At 64.6% G+C, this 26,330-nt stretch carries 21 protein-coding genes and 1 other RNA gene; 14 read left to right on the forward strand and 8 right to left on the reverse strand.

What is annotated here, in order from left to right; all coding sequences use genetic code 11:
- The first annotated feature begins 88 nt into the window (after window positions 1-88).
- Window positions 89-1,705, forward strand: a complete 1,617-nt coding sequence (locus IFU00_13455; GenBank protein ID MBD8543286.1) for a Tar ligand binding domain-containing protein — start codon at window positions 89-91, stop codon at window positions 1,703-1,705.
- Window positions 1,706-1,799: 94 nt separating this feature from the next.
- Complete coding sequence (locus IFU00_13460) at window positions 1,800-4,646, forward strand: PAS domain-containing protein (GenBank protein MBD8543287.1); 2,847 nt, start codon at window positions 1,800-1,802, stop codon at window positions 4,644-4,646.
- A 282-nt stretch (window positions 4,647-4,928) separates the two neighbouring features.
- Here IFU00_13460 and ggt read toward each other — a convergent pair whose 3' ends face one another.
- Together ggt and IFU00_13470 are read right to left on the reverse strand one after the other, a co-directional pair.
- Window positions 4,929-6,641 (reverse strand): gamma-glutamyltransferase, encoded by a 1,713-nt coding sequence (gene ggt, locus IFU00_13465; GenBank protein ID MBD8543288.1) that lies wholly within the window; start codon window positions 6,639-6,641, stop codon window positions 4,929-4,931.
- A 56-nt stretch (window positions 6,642-6,697) separates the two neighbouring features.
- Complete coding sequence (locus tag IFU00_13470) at window positions 6,698-7,126, reverse strand: hypothetical protein (protein MBD8543289.1); 429 nt, start codon at window positions 7,124-7,126, stop codon at window positions 6,698-6,700.
- Between the two features lie 177 nt (window positions 7,127-7,303).
- On the opposite strand from IFU00_13470, the gene pstS reads away from it, so the two are divergent.
- The 6 genes from pstS to IFU00_13500 all read left to right on the forward strand — a co-directional run bounded on the left by pstS (window position 7,304) and on the right by IFU00_13500 (window position 14,444).
- Entirely contained in the window at window positions 7,304-8,332 is a 1,029-nt protein-coding gene (gene pstS / locus IFU00_13475; GenBank protein ID MBD8543290.1) for a phosphate ABC transporter substrate-binding protein PstS, read from the forward strand.
- A gap of 90 nt (window positions 8,333-8,422) precedes the next feature.
- On the forward strand, window positions 8,423-9,085 hold the full coding sequence (locus tag IFU00_13480; protein ID MBD8543291.1) for a winged helix-turn-helix domain-containing protein: 663 nt from the start codon (window positions 8,423-8,425) through the stop codon (window positions 9,083-9,085).
- Between the two features lie 21 nt (window positions 9,086-9,106).
- Complete coding sequence (locus tag IFU00_13485; GenBank protein ID MBD8543292.1) at window positions 9,107-11,800, forward strand: EAL domain-containing protein; 2,694 nt, start codon at window positions 9,107-9,109, stop codon at window positions 11,798-11,800.
- A 111-nt stretch (window positions 11,801-11,911) separates the two neighbouring features.
- Window positions 11,912-12,481, forward strand: a complete 570-nt coding sequence (locus tag IFU00_13490; protein MBD8543293.1) for a hypothetical protein — start codon at window positions 11,912-11,914, stop codon at window positions 12,479-12,481.
- 5 nt (window positions 12,482-12,486) lie between these two features.
- Entirely contained in the window at window positions 12,487-13,959 is a 1,473-nt protein-coding gene (locus IFU00_13495) for a hypothetical protein (GenBank protein ID MBD8543294.1), read from the forward strand.
- A complete protein-coding gene (locus IFU00_13500) occupies window positions 13,926-14,444 on the forward strand; it encodes a hypothetical protein (protein ID MBD8543295.1) in 519 nt (172 codons plus the stop codon). Before IFU00_13495 ends, IFU00_13500 begins: the two co-directional genes overlap by 34 nt.
- A gap of 70 nt (window positions 14,445-14,514) precedes the next feature.
- On the opposite strand, the gene yghU is transcribed toward IFU00_13500, so the two are convergent.
- From yghU to IFU00_13530, 6 genes are all read right to left on the reverse strand, one after another.
- Window positions 14,515-15,357, reverse strand: a complete 843-nt coding sequence (gene yghU / locus IFU00_13505) for a glutathione-dependent disulfide-bond oxidoreductase (protein MBD8543296.1) — start codon at window positions 15,355-15,357, stop codon at window positions 14,515-14,517.
- Between the two features lie 287 nt (window positions 15,358-15,644).
- Entirely contained in the window at window positions 15,645-16,535 is an 891-nt protein-coding gene (gene rpoH / locus IFU00_13510) for an RNA polymerase sigma factor RpoH (GenBank protein MBD8543297.1), read from the reverse strand.
- A 585-nt stretch (window positions 16,536-17,120) separates the two neighbouring features.
- On the reverse strand, window positions 17,121-18,041 hold the full coding sequence (locus IFU00_13515) for an ABC transporter permease (GenBank protein ID MBD8543298.1): 921 nt from the start codon (window positions 18,039-18,041) through the stop codon (window positions 17,121-17,123).
- Window positions 18,038-18,709: an ATP-binding cassette domain-containing protein gene (locus tag IFU00_13520; GenBank protein MBD8543299.1), complete on the reverse strand. Its 672-nt coding sequence runs from the start codon at window positions 18,707-18,709 to the stop codon at window positions 18,038-18,040. The genes IFU00_13515 and IFU00_13520 overlap by 4 nt, the downstream gene beginning before the upstream one ends.
- 23 nt (window positions 18,710-18,732) lie before the next feature.
- Window positions 18,733-19,863: a signal recognition particle-docking protein FtsY gene (gene ftsY, locus IFU00_13525; GenBank protein MBD8543300.1), complete on the reverse strand. Its 1,131-nt coding sequence runs from the start codon at window positions 19,861-19,863 to the stop codon at window positions 18,733-18,735.
- Between the two features lie 99 nt (window positions 19,864-19,962).
- Window positions 19,963-21,660, reverse strand: coding sequence for a thiamine pyrophosphate-binding protein (locus tag IFU00_13530; protein ID MBD8543301.1), 1,698 nt, complete (start codon window positions 21,658-21,660; stop codon window positions 19,963-19,965).
- Between the two features lie 251 nt (window positions 21,661-21,911).
- On the opposite strand from IFU00_13530, the gene IFU00_13535 reads away from it, so the two are divergent.
- The 6 genes from IFU00_13535 to IFU00_13560 all read left to right on the forward strand — a co-directional run bounded on the left by IFU00_13535 (window position 21,912) and on the right by IFU00_13560 (window position 26,321).
- Window positions 21,912-22,337, forward strand: a complete 426-nt coding sequence (locus IFU00_13535; protein MBD8543302.1) for a hypothetical protein — start codon at window positions 21,912-21,914, stop codon at window positions 22,335-22,337.
- Between the two features lie 10 nt (window positions 22,338-22,347).
- Entirely contained in the window at window positions 22,348-22,905 is a 558-nt protein-coding gene (locus IFU00_13540) for a hypothetical protein (GenBank protein MBD8543303.1), read from the forward strand.
- 88 nt (window positions 22,906-22,993) lie between these two features.
- Window positions 22,994-23,341: RNase P RNA component class A (gene rnpB, locus IFU00_13545), an RNA gene on the forward strand.
- A gap of 58 nt (window positions 23,342-23,399) precedes the next feature.
- A complete protein-coding gene (gene glpK / locus IFU00_13550) occupies window positions 23,400-24,893 on the forward strand; it encodes a glycerol kinase GlpK (GenBank protein MBD8543304.1) in 1,494 nt (497 codons plus the stop codon).
- A gap of 180 nt (window positions 24,894-25,073) precedes the next feature.
- Window positions 25,074-25,583: a spore coat U domain-containing protein gene (locus IFU00_13555; GenBank protein ID MBD8543305.1), complete on the forward strand. Its 510-nt coding sequence runs from the start codon at window positions 25,074-25,076 to the stop codon at window positions 25,581-25,583.
- A gap of 12 nt (window positions 25,584-25,595) precedes the next feature.
- Window positions 25,596-26,321, forward strand: a complete 726-nt coding sequence (locus tag IFU00_13560) for a molecular chaperone (protein ID MBD8543306.1) — start codon at window positions 25,596-25,598, stop codon at window positions 26,319-26,321.
- The last annotated feature ends 9 nt before the right edge of the window (window positions 26,322-26,330 follow it).

Consider the following 26,330-nt stretch of genomic DNA (forward strand, 5'->3'; position numbering starts at 1 on the left):
TATTTTTTGACGAGAAGTAGTCACTTCCGGGATATCGTCTTTCTGTTCCGGAATTTACTCCGCGCAAGAAAACTTACCCAGGGTCTCTATGCTTTCCAAATTAACATTGCGCTTTCGACTGATCGCCACCTTGGCGGTCCTCGGCCTTCTCATTGCTGCTATTGGTGTGCTTGGCATCTACGGCATGCGTTCGAATCATGCTGCGCTCGAACAGGTGTACAGCAATCAGCTCGCTTCGAGCATCGCGATCAACAATTCCAAGAATTTCCTGAACCGCGCCCGCTTCGGCCTGGACCGAGGCGTGTTCCATCCGGATGCGCCCGACGTCGCCAAGACGATCGCGCGCGCCAAAGGCTTCATTGACGACGCCAACAAATCGTGGCAAACCTATCTGAGCATGCCGCGCAATGGTGAAGAGGCGGAACTGGCCAAGACGCTGGAAACCGAACGCACACGCTACATCAACGACGGCATGCTGGCACTGGCCACCGCCCTCGAGCAGGGTAATAGCGAGCGCATTGAAGCGCTGTCGATGAAAGAGATGACGGCGCTGTACGGTGTCTTCGACAAGGCGTCGGTGGCGCTGGATGACTACCAGCTGACCACCGCCCGTCATGGCTTCGAGGCCAGCCTGGCGCTGTTTACCACGTTGATGTGGGCGGCGGGCCTGAGCGTGGTCTTCGGCCTCGTGCTGGCGGTCGTGTCGTCGGTGCTGCTGCTGCGCGCAATCATGCGCCCGCTCGAACAGGCGATCAGCCACTTTGATGCGATGGCCCACGGGGATTTGTCGACGACGGTCGTCATCGATCGCCAGGATGAAATGGGCGCGCTGCTCAGAGGCCTGGCGACGATGCAGGAGCAGTTGTCCGGCACCGTGCGCAGCGTGCGTGACAGCAGCATGTCGATCGCCACCGCCAGCGCTGAAATCGCAGCAGGCAATATGAACCTGTCAGGCCGCACCGAGCAGCAGGCCAGCAGCCTGGAAGAAACCGCATCCTCGCTCGAAGAACTGACCAGTACCGTGCAGCACAATGCCGACAACGTCCGCCAGGCCAATAATGTGGCGCGCTCGGCGTCCGAAGTGGCGATCCGTGGCGGCAAGCTGGTGGGGGACGTGGTCGAGACCATGAGCGCCATTAACGCGTCTTCGAAGCGCATTGTCGACATCATTTCCGTCATTGACGGCATTGCATTCCAGACCAATATCCTGGCGCTCAATGCGGCCGTCGAAGCAGCGCGCGCCGGCGAGCAGGGCCGCGGCTTTGCGGTCGTGGCCAGCGAAGTGCGCAATCTGGCGCAGCGTTCGGCGGCGGCAGCGAAAGAAATCAAGGAACTGATTGGCACGTCGGTGACCAATGTCGAGGCGGGTACGGTCCTGGTCGACAGCACCGGCACCACGATGAACGAGATCGTCGCGAGCGTGAAGCGGGTCTCGGACATCATGGCCGAGATTCTGGCTGCCGGCGAAGAGCAGACGTCGGGCATCGGCCAGATCAATGAAGCAGTCAGCCTGATGGACCAGGCGACCCAGCAGAACGCGGCCCTGGTCGAAGAAGCAGCGGCCGCCACCGGTGCGTTGCAAGAGCAGGCCCAGGCGCTGCAGCAGATGGTGAGCGTGTTCAAGGTCGACGCGCAGCCAGCCGGGCAACCGCACGGGCGCGCGCTCGGGAGCAAGGCGCAGCAGCGCATCGCCATCGCAGCCTAGCGCAAGCGGGCGCACGGCCCATGCCATAATGCCGGGATCATGAGCGTGCGCACCCCATTCCCGCTGACAGCCGGCCCCGCAGCCTGTCGATCCCATGCGTGATCCAAAAGCCTTTCCCATCGACGGCGGGGCGCTCGGCGCCGCGATTCGCGAGCATGACTGGGCCGCCACCCCGCTGGGGCCCATCGCCGGCTGGCCGGCAACGCTGCGCACTGGCGTGAGCATCGTGCTCGGTTCGGCGTTCCCCAGTTTTCTGGTCTGGGGCGCCGGGCAAACCCTTCTGTACAACGATTCCTACGCCGAGATCCTGTGCGACAAGCACCCGCGCGCACTGGGCGGCAGCTTCCAGGCCGCCTGGCCCGAAATCTGGGACGTGCTCGCGCCGCTGGTCGACCGCACGCTTGTGGGTGGCGAGTCGTACAAGATGCACGACCTGCCGCTCGTCATGCAGCGCAAGGGCTATGCCGAGCACACCTGGTTCACGTTTTCGTACGGCCCGGTACGCGGCGACGATGGCGAGATTCTCGGCCTGTTATGCACCTGCATCGAAACCACCGACACCATTCTCACGCGGCGCCGCCAGGTGGCCGATGAGGCCGTGCTGCGCGAGCACGAAAGCAATTCGCGCATCGATGCCGAGCGGGTGCAGCTGGCGCTGTCCGCCGGCGCCATCATCGGTACCTGGTTCTGGGATTTGCCGACCGACCGGTTCACGGTCGACGAGGCGTTCGCGCGCGCCTTCGGCCTCGACCCGGCGCTCGGGCGCGTCGGCCTGAGCCTGGCCCAGATCGTTGCCACGGTCCACCCCGACGACCAGGCCGGCCTGGCGCAGGCGATCAACACGGTCATCGCGCGCGGCGGCCACTACGCCCACCAGTACCGCGTCAAGCGCACCGACGGGCGCTACTACTGGATCGAGGCCAACGGCCGGGTCGACCTGGCACCGGACGGCACCGGGCTGCTGTTCCCGGGTGTGCTGATCGACGTCGAGGGCCGGCGCGCGGTCGAGGCCGAACGCGACCAGGCAATCCTGAAGCTGCGCGCCCTCAACGAGCAGCTCGAGCAGAAAGTCATTGCGCAGGCGCTGGCGCGTGGCCGCACCTGGCAGGTCAGCCCCGATATCCTGGGCGTGCTCAATGCCGACGGCGTTGTCGAGACGTCGAACCCTGCCTGGCAAACCACGCTGGGCTGGACCGAGGAGGAAATCGCCAGCACGTACTTCATGGAGTTCGTCCATCCGGACGACCGGGCGCTGACCCATGCCGTGTGGCGTGATGCACTCGAGCGCAACATTCCGGCGCTGCGATTCGAAAACCGCCACCGCCACAAGGCCGGTGGCTGGCGCTGGCTATCGTGGGTGGCGGTCCCGGACGACGGCAAGGTGTATTGCTCGGCGCGTGACGTGACCCTTGAAAAAGAAGCCCAGGCCGAGCGCGACCGCATGTGGGACACGTCGCCCGACCTGTTGCTTACCATTGATGCCAATGGCGTGTTCCGGCGTGTCAATCCGGCGTGGACCCATTTGCTCGGTTACACGCCCGACGAGCTCGTGGGCCATCACGCCACCGAATTCGTCGTGGCCGAGGACCACGCCCCGACAGTCGATGCCAACATCGCCGCGGCCGAAGGCGGGCAGCCGCGCCTGGTCAACCGCTATCGCCATAAGGATGGCTCGATACGCTGGATTTCGTGGGTCGCCGCGCCGGCGGGCAGCGTGACGTATGCGACCGGCCGCGACATCACGGTCGAACGCGAGCGCCAGGCCGAGCTCGAGCGCGCTCAGGAGCAGTTACGCCACTCGCAGAAAATGGAAGCGGTCGGCCAGCTCACCGGCGGCCTGGCGCATGACTTCAACAATCTTCTGGCGGGCATCGCGGGCAGCCTGGACCTGGTCAAGATCCGCATCGCGCAAGACCGCGTGGGCGATGTCGACCGCTACCTCGGCGTGGCGCAGGGCGCGACCCGGCGCGCCGCAGCGCTGACCCATCGCCTGCTGGCATTCTCGCGCCGCCAGACGCTCGCGCCCACGGCCATCTGCGTCAACGCCATGATCGATGGCATGCTCGACATGATCCGGCGCACGGTCGGCCCCGGCGTGCAGGTGGAGCCGCGCGCCGAGCGCGCGCTGTGGGCGGCGCTGGTGGACCAGTCGCAGCTTGAAAATGCGTTGCTGAACCTGTGCATCAACGCGCGCGACGCCATGCCGGCCGGCGGCACCATCACCATCGAAACAGCGAATCGCCAGATCGACCCCATTGCCGCCCGCGCGCTCGAACTGCCGCCTGGCGACTACCTGACGCTGTCGGTGTCCGACGCCGGCACCGGCATGGCGCCGGACGTGGTGGCCAAGGCGTTCGACCCGTTCTTCACGACCAAACCGATCGGGCAGGGCACGGGGTTGGGCCTGTCGATGATCTACGGCTTCGCCAAGCAGTCAGGCGGCCAGGTGCACATCGATTCGGCGGTAGGGCGGGGCACCACGGTAGGCATCTACCTGCCGCGCCACCGTGGCCAGGCCGAGGGCGTCGATGCCGCGCCACCCGTGGCGCTGGCGTCGCCGGACGGGCGTGGCGAGACGATCCTGGTGGTCGACGACGAGCCGAGCGTGCGCATGCTGGTGGTCGATCTGCTAGAAGACCTGGGATACCACGTGCTGGATGCCGAGGATGGCGCCAGTGGCCTGGCCCTGCTGCAATCGGCCGCGCGCATCGATCTCCTGATCACCGATGTCGGCTTGCCCGGCATGATGAACGGGCGGCAGATGGCCGACGCCGCGCGCGTGGCGCGGCCTGAACTGAAAGTGCTGTTCATCACCGGCTACGCCGAAACCGCCCTGCTCGACAACGGGCAACTGGGGCCCGACATGGCGATCCTGACCAAACCGTTTTCAATCGACACAATGGCGCAGCGGGTGCGTGACATGGTGGCAAGACACGGGTGATGGTCTTCACCACAGCCGGGGCCGAACAACAGCCGGGGTCACAGCCGGGGTCAGGTCTGACATTCGGACACGGCCTCTACATTCGCACAGCCAACACAGCCGGGGTCAGGTCTGACATTCGGACACGGCCTCTACATTAGTCCGCCACTTCCCTCGCGCCGCATGTCACGGGTGCCTTCCGCACCATGGTTACTGCTGTGATCGTGTCCAAATGTCAGACCTGACCCCGGCTTTTGCTGATGTGATCGTATCCGAATGTCAGACCTGACCCCGGCTTTTGCCCTAGTGCCCTCGCTGCTGCACCAGCGCTGTGCCTGCGCCATGGCGCTTGCTTTCGCTGACTGCGGTCACGGTGCCATCGGCATTGAATACCAGCGCGTTGGCGGCGCCGATTTCTTCTGGGGGTGATTCCCAGCGCTGGCCGAAGCGCGCCAGCGCCGTGGCCTGCGCGCTGCCTCCAAAGCCTGGCTCGACCGATGTATCGGGCGCGTTGCGCTGGCTGATGCGCGGGGCATCCACCGCCTGGTGCATCGGCATGCCGAAGTCGACGTAGTTGACGATCGTTTGAAGGACGGTCGTGATGATCGTCGCGCCGCCCGGGCTGCCTACTGAAAACGCCGGCTTGCCATTTTTGAGCGCAATCGTTGGTGCCATGCTCGAACGGGGGCGCTTGCCGGCTTCGGGCACGTTGGGGTGCGGGCCGGCGAAGTCGAAGTCGGTCATCTCGTTATTGAGCAGGAAGCCATAGCCTGGAACGACGATGCCGCTGCCGCCCCACGATTCGATCGTGAACGTGTACGCAACCACGTTGCCTTCTTTGTCTGACACCGTCAGATGTGTCGTGTGCAGGCTTTCCGGCGGAGGGCGGATGCTGGCACGCACCGGTGGCAGCAGCGGCACGCTGGGATCGTTCTGGAATGCATACGGATTGCCGGCCGCCACCGTGCCTGGCGCAGCCTGTTGCAGCGAGATCAGCGCCCGGCGCGTGGCGGCGAAGTCCTTCGACAGGAAGCCCGCCAGCGGCGCATCGATGTATTCGGGATCGGCCAGATACGCGTTGCGGTCGGCGAACGCGAAGCGGCTCGCTTCGATATACAGGTGCTCGGCCTGCGCGCGCGGCAGGGCTTTCAGGTCGTAGCCTTCGAGGATGTTGAGGGCATGCGCGACCGTCGCGCCGCCACTGCTGGGCAGCGGCATGCCATACAGCTCGTAGCCCCGGTAGGTGCTGCGCAGGGCAGGGCGGATGCGGGCTTCGTAGTTGGCCAGGTCGGCCAGCGTCATCGTGCCGGCGCGGACCTGCACACCCTTGGTCACCGGCGGGCGGTTGACGGTGTCGACGATCGCGCGCGCCATCGGGCCTTCATAGAATGCCTTGACGCCGCCCGAGGCGATGGCGCGGTAGGCCCGCGCCATATCGGGATTGCGCAGCAGTGTGCCGGTGGGGATAGCCTTGCCGTCGTGCAGGTACAGCGCGCTGGTCGGCGTGAACTGGCGAAACTTGGCCAGGTTCTGGTCGACCAGGCCATTGAACGTGGCGTTGACCCGGAAGCCCGTGTCGGCCACCGCGATGGCCGGCGCCAGCACCTGCGCGAAGCGCATGCTGCCATAGCGTTCGAGCGCCTCGTGCCAGCCGCGCACCGTGCCCGGCACGCCCACTGCTGCGCCGCTGGCGACGGCCGTGTCGAAGTCGACCGGCTTGCCATCGCGCTCGAACAGCGTGGGGCCGGCCTTGGCTGGCGCCGTCTCGCGGTGGTCGATCGTGATCACCCGTTTGTCCCTGGCCAGGTAGATGACCATGAAGCCGCCGCCGCCGATGCCGCAGCTGAACGGATCCGTCACGCCCAGCGTGGCCGCTGCGGCGACGGCCGCATCGACTGCATTGCCGCCGTTGTTCAGGATGGTCAGCGCCGCTTGCGAGGCCTGTGCGCTGATGGTGGCAACGGCGCCACCGTACCCCGTCGCAACAGGCGCGCCGGTAGCGGGCACAATGACGATCGACAGGACCAGGCCGCAGGCCAGTGCGGCGGTGACCGGCGAGCGGGCCGGCACGATTACGTACCGTACATATTGAGCACCACCGGATACGACGCCGGCTTTGCCTCGATCATGCCGCGCGCCGGCGGCTCGAACGACCGGTCGAGTTCGACACGCGCGCCGCGCAGCGCCGGCGATGTGAAGCCCGGTTTGCCCGGCACCAGCCAGAATGCCTGCGCCACGTTCTGGATGCGCAGCGTGAAGCGGTAGGCGACACGCCCGGCCACAATGCAGCGGGCATTGTCCGGGCAACGCGTGTCGTCGGCGCCTTCGTAGGTCAGGCTCAGGCGCTGCTCGGGCGCCAGCAGCAGGCTCTGGCTCTCGCTGAGATTGTATTGCGCGTCCGGCAGGCGCTCGGGCGCGGCGCAGCCGGACAACAGGCCAGCGCCGAGGCAGACGGCAGCGGTGCAGAAGACGCGGGCCGGACGGAAGATCGAGGGGCGCATGGTGTCATCCAGTGTTTGGCAGGGAAAACCCATGATAGCAAAAGCGCAAGCGCAGCGGCGCGGCATGATGCGCCCGGGCGTCATGAACGCGGCGATTGTGAAGTCATAAACAGGTCATATTCGCAGGCTATTCTTTGTCCCGTAGTGCAAAACATATCCCTCAACTAAGGAATAACAATGTTCAAAAAGATCCTCGCCGGCGCCGCTGCCGCACTCGTGATGACGACCTCGTTTGCCGCCGACATGACCGGTGCAGGCGCTACCTTCCCGTACCCGATCTACGCCAAGTGGGCCGAGGGTTACAAGGCAGCGACCGGCAATGGCCTGAACTACCAGTCGGTGGGTTCGGGCGCCGGTATCAAGCAGATCAAGGCCAAGACCGTCGACTTCGGCGCGTCGGACATGCCACTCAAGGCAGATGAGCTGGACAAGGAAGGCCTGATGCAGTTCCCGGCCATCATGGGCGGCGTGGTTGCCGTGGTCAACGTCGAGGGCGTGACCCCAGGCCAGCTGAAGATGACCGGTCCGGTCCTGGCCGACATCTACATGGGCAAGATCACCAAGTGGAATGCTGCACCGATCGCCGCGCTGAACCCGGGCGTCAAGCTGCCGGATACCGACATCACCGTCGTGCACCGCGCCGACAGCTCGGGCACCTCGTTCCTGTGGACCGACTTCCTGGCGAAAACCAGCCCGGCCTGGAAAGAAAGCATCGGCTCGGGCACCACCGTGAAGTGGGCCGTGGGCGTGGGCGGCAAGGGCAACGAAGGCGTCGCCGCCAACGTGCAGCGTATCAAGGGTTCGATCGGCTACGTCGAGTGGGCTTACGCGAAAAAGAACAAGCTGTCGCACACCCAGCTGCGCAATAAAGAAGGCGTCGACCTGCAGCCAAGCGACGACGTGTTCAAGGCAGCTGCCGCGAACGCCGAGTGGAACAAGACCCCAGGCTTCGGCGTGGTCCTGACCGACGGCGCCGGCAAGCAGAGCTGGCCGATCACCGGCGTGTCGTACATCCTGATGCACAAGGCACAGGCTGACGCCGAAAAGGGCAAGGAAGTCGTCAAGTTCTTCGACTGGGCCTTCAAGAACGGTGCACCAGCAGCGGCTGAACTGGACTACGTCCCGATGCCAGCAAGCGTCGTCAAGCAAGTGCAGGATGCCTGGAAAGCCAACCTGAAAGACGCTTCCGGCAAAGCGATCATGTAATCAGGCAGGTGAAGTAACGATCCGGCAGCGCGACTGCCGGATTTTTTTATCAGCACATCCAACCTCGGCATCTCACAGACTGGGTATCCCATGACAATGGCGAACACGATCGTCCTGGTGATTGACGACAAGCCGGCCATCGCCGAACTGCTCAAATTTTCACTGCACGAGGACGAGTGGGTCTGGCACAACGTGCCGAGCCTGGCGCAAGCCTGGGACTTCATCGGGCGCGAACGGCCCGAACTCCTGCTGCAGGAATCGATGCTGCGCAACGAAGGCGGCATGCGCCTGCTGGCCCGCCTGCGCGGCGACCGGCGCCTGCGCGAACAACCTGTGATCCTGCTGGCGGCCGAATGTGCCGAAGGCGAGCGTCCGCTGGCATTGCCGGCACCGGTCGCGCATCCCGAATTCATCCCGCAGGCGCCGATCGGCGAGGCGCGCGAACTGTCGCCCGAATCGCGCGTGCTGCGCTCGGGTCGCCTGGTGCTCGATCCGCTCAGCTGCAGCGTCAAGGTCGGCAACAGCCGCGTCGAAGTACGCCACGCCGAATATCGTCTGCTGCGTTTTTTGCTGTGCCATCCGGGCCAGGTCTTCTCGCGCTCACAATTACTCGAACAGCTCTGGGACGCGCACCAGTCGCTCGACCAGCGCACCGTCGACGTCCACGTGCTGCGCCTGCGCAAGGCGCTGGGCCGCGCCAAATCGCTGATCAAGACCGTGCGTGGCGCCGGTTACATGCTGGCACCGACCTGACATGCAGCGTTCGCTGGCAGCATGAGCCACCACCCCCGTATTGCCCCTTCCGTTACGCCTCACCGCAGCAAGCGCTACCTGGTGCTGGCATGGCCGCTGCTTGCGCTGCTGGCCTGCATCGCGCTGTGGGGCGCGACCCTGGTACGGGTGGACGCCGAACAGGGGCGCGTTGCCGGCCAGATCCGCAAGGACGCCGCCGCCTACGCCGAAGCCTACGAGCAGTACATCACGCGCTCGGTTGCGCAGATGGACCAGATCACGATGCAGCTCAAGTTCAGCTGGGAGAACTCGCGCAAGCCGGAACTTTTGCCTGACATGCGGCGTGACGGCATGTTCACGGACAGCGCTTTCCACGTGGTCGCCGTGCTCGATCGCCGTGGCATTGTGCGTTCCAGCACGCGGCCCGGCCTGATTGGCACCGACCTGGCGGACGGTCCGTATTTTTCCCGCCACCGCGATAACAATTCGACGGCGCTGCGGCTGGGCACCACGCCGGTGCAGTTCGGCGCGGCCGACGACGTGGTGCTGTTCACGCGCCGTCTCGACGACCGCGAAGACGAGTTCGACGGCGTGATCATGATGGCGGTCGATGCGCGCTACTTCACGTCGTTCGTCAGCCCGGCCACGCTCGGCGCCGGCGGCATCGTGGCGCTGGCCGGCAGCGAAGGACGCCTGCGCGTCGAACAGCGCAGCGACGGCGCCGCGTTCTTCGACACGGCCACGCTGCCGCGCCGCGGCGCTGCCTGGTCGGGCGAACAGGGCGTGCGCGAGCTCGATGGGGCCAATGGCTTTGCCGACGGCCAGTCGCGCGTGCTGGGCTGGCGCCAGTCGCCGGTCTATCCGCTGGTCGCGCTGGTCGGCCTGCCTCGCGCCGATACGCTGGCCGCAACCAATACCTACTGGACCGACAGCCGCGACCGCGCCATCGCCGTCACGCTGTGCCTGATGCTGCTCGGTGCGGTCGGCGCCGTGCTGGCGCAGCGCGCGCTGCAGCGCGGCACCGAACAGGACGATGTGCGGCGCGCCTACCGCACCGCCACCGAAAGCGGCAACGATGGCTTCTACATGGCGGCGGCCGTGCGCGGGCGCGATGGGCAGATCGTCGACTTTCGCATCGTCGACTGCAACGAACGGGGCGCCTTCTTCTACGGCATGACCCGCGACGACCTGGTCGGTGCGAGCCTGACCGAGATCGACGCCGGCCTGTTCGGCGAAGACTTGCTGGCCACCTACCGCAAGGCGATGGAGGCGGGCTTCCACGAAGACGACCGCAGAATGCCGAGCGACAATCGCCTGAACATCAGCTGGGGCCGGCGTCGCCTGGTGCGGGTCGGTCACGGCCTGGCCGTCACGCTGCAGGACATCAGCGAGCGCAAGGCCCACGAGTCGCAGCTCGAGCGCCTGGCCAACGTAGACTCGCTGACCGGCCTGGCCACCCGGCATGCGTTTTTGGAACGCATGCCGGCGATGCTGGCGCAGGCGCACAACACCGACATGGGGGCGGCGCTGCTGTTCATCGACCTGGACGAATTCAAGCACATCAACGATTCGCACGGGCACGCCACCGGCGACGGCGTGCTCAAGTGTGCGGCCCAGCGCCTGCTGTCGCTGCTGCGCCCGTCAGACCAGGTGGCCCGCTTTGGCGGTGACGAATTTGTTGTCCTGCTCACGCCCTGCGATGGCGAGCGCCAGGCAGCGTCTGTCGCGGCGCGCATCGTCGAGGCGTTCGGGGTGCCGTTCCTGCTGGGTGACGAACTGCACGCGGTGGGCGCATCGATCGGCATCAGCATGTACCCGCGCGACGGCGCCGATGCCGAGACGCTGGTGCGCCACAGCGATATCGCCATGTATGTCGGCAAGAACGACGGCAAGGGCCAGTACCGCTTCTTCGATCCGTCGCTGTCGACGACGCTCAATTCGCGCGCGCGCCTCAAGCAGCACATCCTCGAGGCGCTCGAGGGCGACCAGTTCGTGCTGCACTACCAGCCGCGCGTCGATGCCCGCAGCGGCGAGTTGCTGAGCATGGAGGCGCTGGTGCGCTGGCACCATCCAACGCTGGGCATCGTGGCGCCGGGCGACTTCATTCCGCTGGCCGAATCGACCGGCCTGATCGTGCGCATCGGCGAAGTCGTGATCGACAAGGCGTGCGCGCAACTGGCCGCGTGGCGCGAGGCCGGCGTGGCGCTGGTGCCCGTGTCGATCAATGTCTCGCCCAAGCAGTTCCTGCGCGGCGGCGTGCAGCGGCAGTTGCGCGCGGCGATGGTGCGCCACTGCGTGCCGGCCAGCCTGATCGAGGTGGAAATCACCGAGTCGGCGATGATGGGCGACCAGGACGACATCCTGGCCGAACTGGCGGCGCTGCGTGCGCTGGGCGTGAAGCTGCACGTGGACGACTTTGGCACAGGCTACTCGTCGCTGTCGCAGTTGCAGCGCCTGAAGATGGATGTGCTGAAGGTCGACCGCGCGTTCACGAACGAGCTGGCCCGATCGAAAGAGGGCAAGGTCTTCTTCCAGGCGATCGTCTCGATGGCGCACGCGCTGGGCATGTCGGTCGTGGCCGAGGGCGTGGAAACCGCTGAACAACTGGCAATCCTGCGCGGCCTGGAATGCAATGAAGTGCAGGGTTACTTCATCGCGCGCCCGATGCCGGCGCACGAGATGGCGGTGCTGATGACGCAGCGCTACCTGCTCGAGGTCACGGCGTCGGCGTCGTGAGCAGGGGCCTGGCAGCGAAGTTCCGTGGTGACGATTGAGCGGCATTGGTCCGGCGATGCAAGGTGGGGCCTAGAGTAGCTGCACCGGACATGCCCGGTGTGAAAGGATCCCATGCCGAACCTTCAGGATGTCGCCGACCAGATCAATGCGCGACTCGACCAGATCTCGACCAACACCTCGGCCACGGCGGACAACACGGCCGATGTCCGCAACGAACTGGTGCAGACCAACAGCCGCCTGGCGCAGATCGACGCCACGCTGACGACGGGTTTCGCCAACCTGTCACAGGGGGTGTTTGCGCTGATTCAGGTGCAGATCATTGCCGCCGGCCTGCTCGACCATAACCGCAAGCAGAACGACACCATCATCTGCGAGCTGGCCAACAGCAATACGCTGCTGTGCAACATCCTGCGCAAGCTGGCGCTGCAACTACGCATTGACGAGGCATTGCAAGCATCACTGGCACGCATCGAAGGCATCAGCGAGCGCGTCCATGCGCTCGAAGCCGGTGATGTCGACCGCCATCGCGAACTCCTCGGGCAGGTGCAGGCCTGCTGCCCACCCGATCCCCCGCCGCAAGAGCCTTGTCCCGCCGTATGCCCGCCACCGGTGTACCGCGAGCGCCAGCCGACGGGCCAGGACTGGAAGCCTTTGCCACCGCCGCAACGGCCGATCGGATAGCCGCCATGGCCACGTTCATCCTGCAGGATGCGACCGGCATCGGGTCGGACGACCTCGATCCGGCACAAGGCTTCATCGACATGTCGATCATCGCCAACGATACGGGGCTGGGCATTGCCGATCCGGCCGCCGGCAAGCAGCGCATGACCTACACCCGCACCGGCAACGGCCCGCCCCGGCTGCGTCTCGACGCCATGATCAACACGGCGTTTTCGCCAAATTACGGCAGCGGTGCGAACAACGTCGACACGATCGTCGTCGCCGGCCTCAAGTCGCTGGTGCTCGGCGATGGCTCGTTGATGGCCAACAATGCCACCGTCCTGGCCCCCAGGTCGAGCGGCTTGCCCGGCGCCAGCCTCAATCCCACCGAGCAATGCCTCATCATCTACGATACGAAGCTGACCGTTTGCGTGGCTAGAGCCGGCTCGGGCGGCTCGCTCGATTTGCCGGTCTCCCCGCCTGTCGCGCTGTACCACGAGTTTTCCCATGCGTTTCGCGTCGTTACCAACAGCCTGCTGGCCGTGACCGGCATCTGCGACCCGTCGTCGCCGGAAGAACGCGCCGCGATCATCGACGAGAACGATCTGCGCACCGATCTGGCCAGCCGGCAGGGCGCCAGCGCAACGCTGCGCGACCCGGGTAACCATTGCGGCAAAACTGATTCGGACTGCGAAAGCTGCTGCATCATTGCCACGCTCGTGTCCAGGTCGCCCGGGTCGCGGCAAGTGCAGATGCTACGCTGCGCGCGCGACCATTTCGTGCGCGGCACCGACGTCGGTCATGCGTTCTTCGAGCATTTCTTTCACGACTATTATGCGTTCTCACCGCAAGCCTGCACGCTCATGGCGGGCGACCAGCCGCTGCGACGTCAGCTGCTCGAAGGCTTCGTCGACCCTTTGCTCGACTTCTGGAACGTCATGGTCGAGCGGGGCCGTCGCGTGATGAGCAGCACGCAACTGGGCGCCGCCTTTATCGCGCTGCACCCCGATCGTCTTCATGCCGAAGGTCGCCACGCCGCCTTGCTCCGTACCAGCGCCTATTGGGACAGCGGGGCAGGGCAGTCCACCGACGCGCCAGCACCGTTGCTGGCATTGCTGCGCGACCGTGCCTGGCCCAGCCCCTACATGCAGTGGGCGCTCGTCGCGCCAGTCAGGCTGATGCACGCGCTGCTGACCCGGTATCTGGCCGGCGCCGACGCCCCGGCGATCGGCCGTGCCTTCACCGAGGCGCTCGACGCATGGGCGCCCGAGGTACCGATCAGCACCTTGTGGGCGGCGTTGCCGGCCGCGCAGGTGCGGCGCGAGCTGGGGTTTTGCGAACGGGCGCTGCTGCAGACCACAAAGAGCAAAACCCGCTTCCGGCAACGATTGGGCGAGCGTTTTCCCGATATCACGGCCGTGGCTCGCGTGCTGGGCCGAGTGCAGGCATTGGACGAGGGGGATACATGGCGAGCGACGACAGCAAACCCGACGACCTGACCGCAGCCATCCAGTCGGTGGTGCCGGTGGACACGCATCTTCAGGTCGTCGTGCGGTTGCAAAACAAGGCAGCACGGGCGCTGCATTATGTGGCCGAAGTGCGCGCGACGCGCTACGACCCGGCCACGCGCACCCTGACACTGGCCCTGTCCGACGAAGGCCGCGAAGTCATCCCGGGCCTGGCGGGCAAACTGCCCGTGTTCCGGCATGTCGATCCGGGCAGTCAGGCCGAGATCCACCTGAGCGTGCCCGACAAGATCGTCAAGCTGTCGCGCGCTGTTGGGTCTGGCGAACTGGCGTTCGAGACGCAGCAATTCTCTGATGTCCGTGAAGTCGTGGTCGAAGTGGCGTGGGCCGATGTGCCGTACTACCAGGACACGCGCGTCAGCGCGCTGCAAGATGCGCGTCTGCCCGCTGCACGCTGGGAGCAGCACAAGGCGCGCGCGACGAAGCGTCAGGACAAGAAGCGCACGCCCAGATCATGAGGCAGGGCGGGTACGGTGGATGGGCATGCAGCGGAGCATGCCCAGGGAAGGGCGGGTATGTCAGTCGAGGTCAGTCGAGGTCGGCAGCGCTGTGGCGTTCCAGCACCTGGTCTTCCGCCGGTCCGAACGAGCGGTTGACCTTGCGTCCACGCACCACGGCGGGCCGCGCCGCGATCGCATCGGCCCAGCGTTTGACGTGCTTGTATTCGTGCACCGCCAAGAATGTGGCCGCGTCGTACAACTGACCGAGCACCATGCCGCCATACCATGGCCAGATGGCCATGTCGGCGATCGTGTAGTCGTCGCCGGCCATGTAGCGGTTGTCGGCCAGATGGCGGTCGAGCACGTCGAGCTGGCGCTTGGTTTCCATCGCGTAGCGGTCAATCGGGTATTGCAGCTTTTCCGGCGCATACGCATAGAAGTGGCCGAAGCCGCCGCCCATGAATGGCGCCGAACCCATCTGCCAGAACAGCCAGTTCATCGTTTCGGTGCGCGCCACGCCATCTTTCGGCAGGAACGCGCCGAACTTCTCGGCCAGGTACACCAGGATCGCACCCGATTCGAACACACGCACGGGCTCGGCGCCACTGCGGTCGACCAGGGCAGGAATCTTCGAATTCGGGTTGGCGTCGACAAAGCCGCTCGAGAACTGCATGCCTTCGTTAATGCGGATCAGCCAGGCATCGTACTCGGCACCGGCATGGCCGGCGGCCAGCAGTTCTTCGAGCATGATCGAGACCTTCACGCCATTGGGCGTGGCCAGCGAATACAGTTGCAGCGGATGCTCGCCCACCGGCAGCGCCTGGTCGTGCGTCGGTCCGGCGACCGGGCGATTGATGTTGGCAAAGGCGCCGCCCGGAGTGGCGGGCGGGGTCCAGACAGTTGGTGGGACATACGGCGTTGAATCAGGCATGGCTTTTCCTTGAGCTGACGTGTCAGAAGAACCATTCTAGCCAATGGGCGGCAAACGTGTCGGCGGCGGCTACACGCGTTCAAGTTACCCCGGTTTTGTGGCGGCCACGTTTTGTTGAACGCGTGGACGGGAAACCCGTCCACCCTACAGAAAAAATACCGTAGGGTGGGCGGCTATGCCGCCCACGCGTTCAACGCAACAAAAATCTGCCGAGGCGACGTCGGAGAAAGCAAAACCGCATAAGAAAAAACCCCGCCGAAGCGGGGTTTGGGAGATGGCAGGGCGACTCAGACAAACGCCGTCAGCGCACCCTTCATCTTTTTGAGTGCGGCCGACTCGATCTGGCGAATACGCTCGGCCGACACGCTGAATTCTTCCGCCAGCGTGTGCAGCGTGGCGCCCGAACCGTCGTCGTTGGCCAGCCAGCGCGCTTCGATGATGCGGCGCGAACGCGGGTCCAGCTTGCCGAGCGCCGATTCCAGGCCTTCGGACTGCAGGCGCGTGACCTGCTGCGCTTCGATGACCTTGGTCGGCTCCTGCTGCTCCGACGACAGGTAGGCGATCGGCGAGAACTTGTCGTCTTCATCGTCGGTTGGCGACTCGAGCGCGATATCGCGGCCCGACAGACGGGTTTCCATCTCGATCACTTCTTCGCGCTTCACGCCCAGCAGCTTGGCCAGATCATCAACCTGACCCGGCGACATCGCATCCAGGCCGGTCTTGTTGCTGCGCAGGTTGAAGAACAGCTTGCGCTGCGCCTTCGTCGTTGCGACTTTGACCAGACGCCAGTTCTTGAGAATGTACTCATGCATCTCGGCCTTGATCCAGTGCATCGCGTATGACACCAGGCGCACGCCCTGGTTCGGGTCGAAACGCTTGACTGCCTTCATCAAGCCGATATTGCCTTCCTGGATCAGGTCGGCGTGTGGCAGGCCGTAGCCCAGATAGCCACGCGCGATCGACACCACCAAGCGCAGGTGCGACAACACCATCTTTTGCGCTGCGTCGAGATCGTTATCGTCGCGCAGCCGCTTTGCCAGCGACATCTCTTCTTCGTGCGTCAGCATTGGCAGGCGATTCACTGCCGAAATGTACGCATCGATATTGCCGAGATTGCCGGTGAAACCTAGTCCCAGAGCACGATTGCCGGTCGGGACCAATGCGGATTGTGCGGACATGTTTATTTCCCTTTTAATAATCTTGCTGCATCCTGACAGGCCTCGGCCTCATGCCGGTGACGCCATCCTGAAGCGAATATCGCTTCGTCATGCGGATACTTTTGCTTGAAATTTGATTGCCTTGGACCATATATTAGCACTCCCCCAGAGAGAGTGCCAGAACGTGGCCAGAACTTAAGACTGTCCAAAGTATTGCCTATAGGAATTAAATCCACAAGCAAACTTACTGTAGAACAGCACTTGAATATTCGTTTGATTCAGCTCAAAACCGAGCCGATAAACACTGGAAATCGCGTACAGGTTCAGAGTAAGGCGCAACAGGCAAGCTTTCTGTTGAATGGCGCACGTACGACTGGGGAGGCCTGTAGGAGTTCTACGCAAGACAGCGTAGGGAAGTGCGACGTGACCATAGGAGTATGGGCGCACTGCGGCGCATTCCGACAGCCAGGTAATTGGGGAGGCAGCACAACAGCCGCCTCGCCCTGCTCTGGAAGTGGTGACACTTCCGGCATTTTCAACACCCTGAATCAATCTTTTTTATTCAGCAATATTGTAGGAGTGCCGCTGCCGGCACCCCTGTGCCCGTCAGCGTCCGCGCGCCAGATGACGCCGTACCGACAGCATGGCGCCGATCAGGCCCAGTCCGGCACTGACGGCCAGCAAGCCGGCAATTTCCAGCCCTCCCAGCGCCATCAGCTGGAATTGCGAGCCATACAGCCGCGCAAATTCGGCGATGGCGCCATTCAGCGGGTGCAAGGCCAGCGCCACCACGCCCAGGGCGACGCCGCCGGCGCATAGGCCGAGCAGGGCGCCCGTGTAGAAGAACGGGCGGTGAATGAAGTCATTGGTCGCGCCGAGCAGTTGCGAGACAGAGATTTCTTCTTTCTGCGTCAGCACCTGCAAGCGGATGGTGTTGAATACCACAGCGATGACGACGATGCCGAGCGTACCGGCCAGCAGCAAGAGGGCCAGGCGCAGGATGCCGAGCAGCGCGGCCAGGCGCTTGACCCAGGCCGAGTCGACCTGCACCGTCTCGACGCCGGGAAGGGCGCGCAGGCGCTCGGTGATGGCGTCGACCTGCGCGGCGGCGCCGGCACTGGCAAAGCCGCCCAGCTTCATCACGTAACTGTCCGGCAGCGGGTTCTCGCCCAGCGTTTCCAGCACCCCGCCCAGGCTGCTGCGTGCCTTGAGCGATTCCAGGGCTTCCTCGCGCGGCACGAACATGACTTCGCCCTTGCCCTGCGCGACGATCTGGCGAATCTGCGGCAGCAAGGCCTGTGCATCGGGCCGGCTGACATCCTCGCGCATGAACAGGCTGATTTCGGGGTCGACCGACAATTGCTCGGACAGCGGCCGTACATTGTCGAGCAGGGTCAGGCCCGCGAACGGCAGCGTGAGCGCCAGCGCGACGACGAGCACGTTGAACAGGAAGCTGCCGGGCGACTTGCGCACGGTCGACAGCGCGGCCACCAGGGCGAAACGGTGCTGGCGCAACCACGGGCTCATGCTGCACCTCCGACCAGTTGGCCATTTTCCAGGCGGATGACGCGCTCGGCGCGCTCCAGCACGTAATCGTCGTGGGTCGAGATGACGCACGTGACGCCCACCGCATGGAACGAGCGCAGCGCATCGAGCACCTTGTCGGCCGCGACGCGGTCGAGGTTGGCGGTCGGTTCGTCGGCCAGGATGATCTGCGGCCGGTTGACGATCGCGCGGGCCACGGCCACGCGCTGCTGTTCGCCGCCGGACAGTTCCAGCGGCATCGCGCGGGCGCGGTCGAGCAGGCCGACCTTGTCGAGCGCGGCGCGGGCGCGCTGCTCGGCTTCGGCCGTGCGCGCACCAGTCACCAGCATTGGCAGCATCGTATTGGCGAGGATATTACGGTCGTTGAGCAGGCGCTGCTGCTGAAAGATGATGCCGATATTCCGACGCAGGAACGGGATCCCGGCTGGCTTGATGCGCCCGACGTCATGCCCGCTGACGATCACCTTGCCGCTGGTGGGCCGCTCGACGCCGGCGACCATTTTCATCAGGGTCGACTTGCCCGCGCCCGACGGGCCGGCCAGATAGACCAGCTCGCCCTTGCCGATGGCGAGCGTGACGTCGTGCAGCGCGTAGCTGCCCTGCGCGTCGCCGTGCGTGTACTGCTTCGATACTGACTGGAATGCAATCATGGTGTCCTTGTTCGATCAGCCGCTCAGCCGAGCAGCGCGTCGACGAATTCTTCGGCATTGAATGGCTGCAGGTCTTCCAGCTTTTCGCCCACGCCGATGAAGTACACGGGAATCGGGCGGTTCTGGGCGATCGCGGCCAGCACGCCACCCTTGGCGGTGCCGTCGAGCTTGGTAACGACCAGGCCCGTCAGGCCCAGCGCATCGTCGAACGCCTTGACCTGCGCCAGCGCGTTCTGGCCCGTGTTGCCGTCGATGACGAGCAGGATTTCATGGGGTGCACCCGCCATGCCCTTGCCGATCACGCGCTTGATCTTCTTCAGCTCTTCCATCAGGTGCAGCTGGGTTGGCAGGCGGCCGGCCGTGTCGATCATGACGACGTCGGTACCACGCGCCTTGCCCGACTGGACCGCATCGAACGCGACGGCGGCCGGATCGCCCGACTGCTGCGAAATCACGGTGACGTTATTGCGCTGGCCCCACACCATCAATTGCTCGCGCGCGGCGGCGCGGAACGTGTCGCCCGCAGCCAGCAGCACCGACTGGTCGAAGCTTTGCATGTGCTTGGCCAGCTTGCCGATGGTGGTGGTCTTGCCGGCGCCATTGACGCCCGCGATCATCATCACCAACGGGTCGTGGCGGCCCAGTTCGAGCGGCTTTTGCAATGGCAGAAGCATCTCGATCATCAGGCTCTTGAGCGCCGTCTTGACAGCGGGTGCGTCGAGCAGTTTGTCTTCCTTGACCTTGCGGCGCAGTTCGGTGAGCAGGTGTTCGGTGGCGCCGATGCCGGCGTCGGACATCAACAGCGCCGCTTCGAGCTCGTCGTACAGGTCTTCGTCGATGCGCGCACCGACGAATAGCAGCGACAGGTTGCTCGAGGTCTTGGACAGGCCGGCCTTCAGCCGCGCCATCCACGATTGCTTCTTTTCCAGCTCGGTGGTGGGGCGCTCGGCGGTTTCCGGGAACAGGTTGCCGCCTTCGTGCAGCACGCTGACCTCGGTCTTGACCTCGGGCTTGGCGTCCTTCTTGATGTCGGGCTTGGCCACGGCTGGCGCAGGTGGCGCCGGCCTGGTGACAGGCGCCGCGGGTGCAGCAGGTACAACAGGTTCCGGCGCCGGGGTATCGGGCGCTTTCTTTCTTTTGAAGAAGCTGAACATAGTGTCTGGTGGGGGACTTCGTGCGAACGCCGGCGGGGCCGGCGATGAAAAAACGTGCGAATATTTTACCAGAGCAGCAATACGTTCCCGCTTTGCGCGTTAGCGTGCTCCTTTTGCGGCCTCGGCCTGCGCACGCATCATCTCGAGCGTGGCGTTCGGCGTGATCAGATTGCCGTCGTAGCGCAGCTCGATCACGGCGGGCAGCTGTTCCTGTGCCGTGTAGGCCAGCGCGCGCGCCAGCGCCGGTGCAAAGTCGGCGGTCTGGTCGACCACTTCACCATGGCCGCCATAGGCGCGCGCCAGCGCCGCGAAATCCGGATTGTGCAGGTTGGTGCCCGACACCCGGCCCGGATAGGTGCGCTCCTGGTGCATGCGGATCGTGCCGAACATATTGTTGTTGAAGACCAGGATCACGACGCCGGCGCCGTACTGCACGGCGGTGGCCAGTTCCTGGCCCGTCATCATGAATTCACCGTCGCCGGCAAAGGTCACCACGGCGCGCTCGGGATGCACGATCTTGGCCGCGACGCCGCTTGGCACCGCATACCCCATCGCGCCATTGGTCGGGGCCAGCTGCGTGCGCATGCCGCCATACCGGTAGAAGCGGTGCGCCCACGAGGCGTAGTTGCCGGCCCCGTTGGTGATGATCGCGTCTGGTGGCAGCGCATCCTGCAGATCCTGCACCACTTGCCACAGGTCGAGCGGGACGCCTTCGCGCAGCAGGGCAGGCTGCGCCTGCCACGCAGCCAGATCGCCCCTGGCCTGCGTCACATTGGCCTGCCAGCTTGCGTCAACCGGGTCCATCGCGGCGAGCATGGCGCACGCCTGCGGCATGCCGGCCGCGATCATCAGTTCGCCCTGGTACACGCTACCCAGTTCTTCGGGATCGGGGTGGATGTGCACCAGGCGCTGGGCCGGCACGGGTGCAGAAAGCAAGGTGTAGCCGCCGGTCGTCATTTCACCCAGGCGCGGGCCGATTGCGATGACCAGGTCAGCCTCTTTCACGCGTGCGGCCAGCTTCGGATTGATGCCGATGCCCACGTCGCCAATGTAGTTCGGGTGCGCGTTGTCGAGCAGGTCCTGGAAGCGGAACGTGCAGCCCACCGGCAGGTGATTGCGCTCGGCGAACTGCGCCAGGTCGGCGCAGGCCTGCGCGGTCCAGGTGCCGCCGCCCAGCAGCACGACCGGACGCTTGGCCTCGGCCAGCATCGTGCGCAGTTGCGCGATCTGCTCGGCGGATGGCGCCCCGTGCGCTGGCGCATAGGCGCGCGTGTCGGCGACCTCCGCCAGCGACACCAGCATGTCTTCGGGCAGCGCCAGCACCACCGGGCCCGGGCGGCCGCTGGTGGCGACCTGGAACGCGCGCGCCAGGTATTCGGGGATGCGGTCGGCGCGGTCGATCTGGGCCACCCACTTGGCCATCTGGCCGTACATGCGGCGGTAGTCGATTTCCTGGAACGCCTCGCGGTCGACGAAGTCGTTGCCCACCTGGCCGATGAACAGGATCATCGGCGTGGAATCCTGGTACGCCGTGTGCACGCCGATCGACGCATTGGTGGCGCCCGGCCCACGCGTGACAAAGCAGATGCCCGGCTTGCCGGTGAGTTTGCCATAGGCCTCGGCCATGAACGCCGCGCCCCCCTCCTGACGGTTGATCACGAACCGGATGTTCGAATCGTGCAGCGCGTCGAGCACGTCTAGGTAGCTTTCACCCGGGACACCGAAGGCGGTATCGACGCCGTGAATGGAGAGGGCATCGACCAGAATCTGGCCGCCGGTGCGGGAAGGGTGCGTCATGGGAGGGTCGTCCTTATGGGGTTCGCTTGCAAGGCATTCTATGTGAGCGTTTAGAACACGGCTTTTGAAATAACGACACTAAATTTCAGATTCGTCGCGACATGCGGAGTTGTTGATAAACAACGGCTTTATGCGTGAAGAATGGCATAGAGGAAATATTTCTTTTCAGATTGACGTGTACATACTGTGAAACCTACATTTGCGGTGCGACGATTGTTGCTAAAAAATATAACGCCAATAGGGAACACGGAATGAAAAAGACCATGACATCCATAGTAGCCGCGTCGATTGCTCTGGCTGGCTGTGCGACTGCATCGAAAGATGTGCCAATCGCCTACACGTCACCGATGCAATATCAGTCTTACGACTGCGATCAGCTGGGCAGTGAAATCCAGCGTATCCAGTCGCGTGTGGGGCAGTTGGGAAGTCGTCTGGATGAAGCAGCATCGAACGACAAGGCCATCGCCGGTGTCGGCATCATTCTGTTCTGGCCTGCGCTGTTTGCACTGGGCGGTACAAAGCAACAGGAAGCGGACTATGCCCGTCTTCGGGGCGAGTATGAAGCAACCCATCAGGCGGCCATCCTGAAGAAATGCCCGGGAGCGGTTGGCACATCCGCCAGTCTGATCGGGCCAGCGCGCGTTGCCCCGGCCAACGCCACTGCCGCAGCGTTCTGAGAGGATATCGATGTCGAAAATGACTCTGACTGCGGCAGCGCTTGCTCTGACGCTTATCCTGTCTGGCTGCGCTGCGCCAGCGCGTATTGATCAGATGATTGCCCATTCCTCGCCACAACAACGGATCGCACCGACGCCACTGCGCACCAATATTGCTGTCCGCGATGTCACAGGGGGAAAAGAAACGAACCCCATGTGGGTGTCCAATGTTGGTAACAGCGAATTCGAACAGGCTCTGGAAGGGTCGCTGAGAGAAGTTGGCCTGCTGGCTAACGGCAAGCAAATGGGCAAGTACATGCTGGTGGCGCACCTGGAGCGTGTCGACCAGCCGATGATCGGCTTGGATATGACCGTGACTGTTGGCGTGATGTATTCCCTGGTCGAGCGTGCGACCGGCAAGGAGCGCCTGAATCGTCACATCTCGGTGCCGTACACAGCATCATTCGGCGAGGCATTTTCTGGTGTCGAGCGTCTTCGGGTCGCCAATGAAGGTGCGGTACGCGCGAATATTGCCAAGTTGATTGAAGAATTATTTGGCCTTGGCGCCGAATCGATTGCGCTCAATTAGCAGTTCTCCATCAGGGATTCGCGCAGCAGGTCTGCCATGCGACGACGATTCCCTGATCACTTCTTCAAACGGGTACAATACGCCCCGTGAAGCAGGCCAGGCAGTCGCTGGTCCACGCCGCAAGGTCGTGGACGGGAGGAAGGTCCGGACTCCATAGAGCAGGGTGACGGTTAACGGCCGTCCGCCGAAATCCGCTGGCGCAAGCCAGTGGTACAAGGCGAGGAATAGGGCCACAGAGACGAGCGTATTTAGTTACGGTGAAACGCGGTAACCTCCACTCGGAGCAATTCCAAATAGGCACGCGTTGATGTTGCTCGCGGAGCGTGCGGGTAGGAAGCTTGAGCGCTGGAGTAATTCAGCGCCTAGAGGAATGATTGTCCAAGTGTCGCCGCAAGGTGGCATTACACAGAATCCGGCCTATCGGCCTGCTTTACACATAATTCATGACGCGCACCGCTCGGTGCGCGTTTTCCCCGGTCGTTCCGGAGACCGCATTGACCCACTACATCCTCGCCCTCGACCAGGGCACCACCAGTTCGCGGGCGATCGTGTTCGACGACGCCGGTACGGCCGTGGCCAGCTGCCAGCGCGAATTTCCCCAGCATTTCCCGCAGCCCGGCTGGGTCGAGCACGATCCGGCGGACATCTGGGCCAGCCAGCTTGCCTGTGCGCGCGCTGCGCTGACCGACAGCGGCGTCGACCCTGCGCGCATCGCCGCGATCGGCATCGCGAACCAGCGTGAGACGACGCTCCTGTGGGACCGCGCTACGGGCGAACCCGTGGCCAACGCCATCGTCTGGCAAGACCGGCGCACGGCCGGCGCCTGCGACCGGCTGCGCGAGGCGGGCAGGGCGGCCGTGATCGCCGAACTGACGGGCCTGGAACTGGACGCGTATTTTTCCGCCACCAAACTGCAATGGTTGCTCGACCATGTCCCGGGAGCCCGCAAGCGGGCCGAGCGGGGCGAGCTGGCGTTTGGCACCGTCGACAGCTATCTGGTGTACCGCCTGTGCGGGCGTCACGTGACCGATACCAGCAATGCCGCGCGCACGATGCTGTTCAACATCCACACGCTGGCCTGGGATGACGCTTTGCTGGCGCTGTTCGACATCCCGCGCGCGGTGCTGCCCGAGATCGTGCCCAGCAGCGGCCTGGTGGGGTATGCCGCCGCTGAATGGTTCGGGCACGCCATCCCGATTGCCGGCATCGCCGGCGACCAGCAGGCAGCCACCTTCGGCCAGGCGTGCCATCGCAAGGGGATGGCCAAGAATACCTATGGCACCGGCTGCTTCATGCTGATGCATGCCGGCGCCGCGCCTCCGGTATCGCATCACCGGCTGCTCTCGACCGTTGGCTGGACGATTGGCGGGCGCACCGACTACCTGCTCGAAGGCAGCGTCTTCATGGGTGGGGCGACGGTGCAGTGGTTGCGCGATGGCCTGGGCATCATCCGCCAGTCGCGCGACGTCGAGGCGCTGTCGACGAGCGTGCCCGACAGCGGCGGCGTGATGCTGGTGCCGGCGTTCACCGGCCTGGGCGCGCCGCACTGGGATCCGTATGCCCGCGCCACCATCCTCGGCATGACGCGCGGCACGACCGCTGCCCACATCGCGCGCGCCGCGCTCGAGGCGATTGCCTACCAGAGCGCCGAACTGCTTACCGCGATGCAGAAGGACGCCGCCTGCGCCGTTACCGAACTGCGCGCCGATGGCGGGGCGGCGCGCAACGACCTGCTGATGCAATTCCAGGCCGACCTCCTCGGCATCCCCGTGGTGCGCCCGCGTGTGACCGAAACGACGGCGCTGGGCGCCGCCTGGCTTGCCGGCCTGGCGTGCGGCGTCTGGGAGTCGCACGCCGCACTCGAACACCAGTGGCAGGTCGATACCTGTTTCGAGCCCCGCATGGAGGACGAGCGCCGTGCGGCACTGATGGCGCGCTGGGCACGGGCCGTTGCACATGCACGGTCCTGGACCGAACCGATGGATTAAGTCATCCGCTGGATGACAACGATGCAACGAGTGTTGCAAAAAACCAGCAAAGTGCGCAGATTCGGCAGAATTGAAAAAAGCACTTTGATTCCACCCGGAAACACATGTATCATATTTTCTGAGTTGAGCAAGACGATGCGCGTCGCGGTGACAGCGCCCTTGAATCTGGAGAATATGATGATGAGCACTTCGAAACGTATCCGTGTCATGGCTGCTGTCCTGGCTGCTGTCATGCCTTTCACAACGGGCGCCGCGGTGTATTCCAAGAGCAAGACCAGCACCTTTGACGTCACGATGCGCGTCGTGGCCGACTGCACCATCGCTGCCAACGGCATCGACTTCGGCCAGACCGGCGTGATCACCTCGGCGATCACGGGTTCGTCGAACATCAATGTCACCTGCACCAATACCACTCCCTACAATGTGGGCCTGGACGCCGGCACCGGCGCCGGTTCGAACGGCACCACGCGCTTTTTGAGCGGTACCGGCGCGAACGCCGATACCGTCGCCGTCAACCTGTACCGCACTGCGGGCTCGAGCCTGTGGGGCAATACCCAGGGCACCGACACGCTGGCCGGCACCGGTACCGGCACTGCGCAGACGCTGACCGTGTACGGTGAAATCCCGGTCCAGAAGGCACCGACGCCGGACAACTACAAATCGACGATCACCGCGACCATCTACTTCTGATAGGAGTCGTGCATGCGGGGTTTCTTCTCCATTGCGCTGGCGGCGGCACTGTGTTCCGGTACGGCGGCACATGGCGCCAACCTGCAGATTTCACCGGTGTCGATCAGCTTCCAGCCGGGCCAGAATGCGGCCGGCATCCAGTTGCAGAACAATGGCGACACGCCGCTGTATGGCCAGGTCCGGGTGTATGCCTGGGACCAGCGTGACGGCATCGACGCCTTGACCCCGACCACGCAGCTCGTGGCCAGCCCGCCGATCATCGAGATTGCAGGCAAGAGTTCCCAGACAATCCGCCTCGTGCGCCGCGCCGGCACCCCGGCAACTCCTGGCAGTGCAGAACAGACCTACCGCATCCTGATCGATGAACTGCCGCGTGGCGACCCCCAGCAGGGCAATGTCGCGATCCGCCTGCAGTACTCGGTCCCGGCCTTCGTGCTGCCGAGCGACACGCAAGCTGCCCCGCAGCTCGAATGGAGCACCTTCCAGCGCGCCGGCGCCTGGCACCTGCGCGCCCGCAATACCGGCGCGCTGCATGCGCAGATCGGCGCCACCAGCGTGACGGTCGGCAGCCGCGACGTCGTGCTCAGCAAAGGCTTGCTGGGCTACGCGCTGCCGGGCCGCACGCGCGAATGGGCCTTGCCTGCCGACGTCGCCGCTGCACTGCCGGCGCCGCTCGCCATCGACACCAACGTCAACGCCAAGCCGCAGTCCGCCAAGGCGGCCGTCGCGCGCGACTGACGACCGGGG

Source organism: Oxalobacteraceae sp. CFBP 8761, from assembly GCA_014841595.1.
GTDB lineage: Bacteria > Pseudomonadota > Gammaproteobacteria > Burkholderiales > Burkholderiaceae_D > Telluria.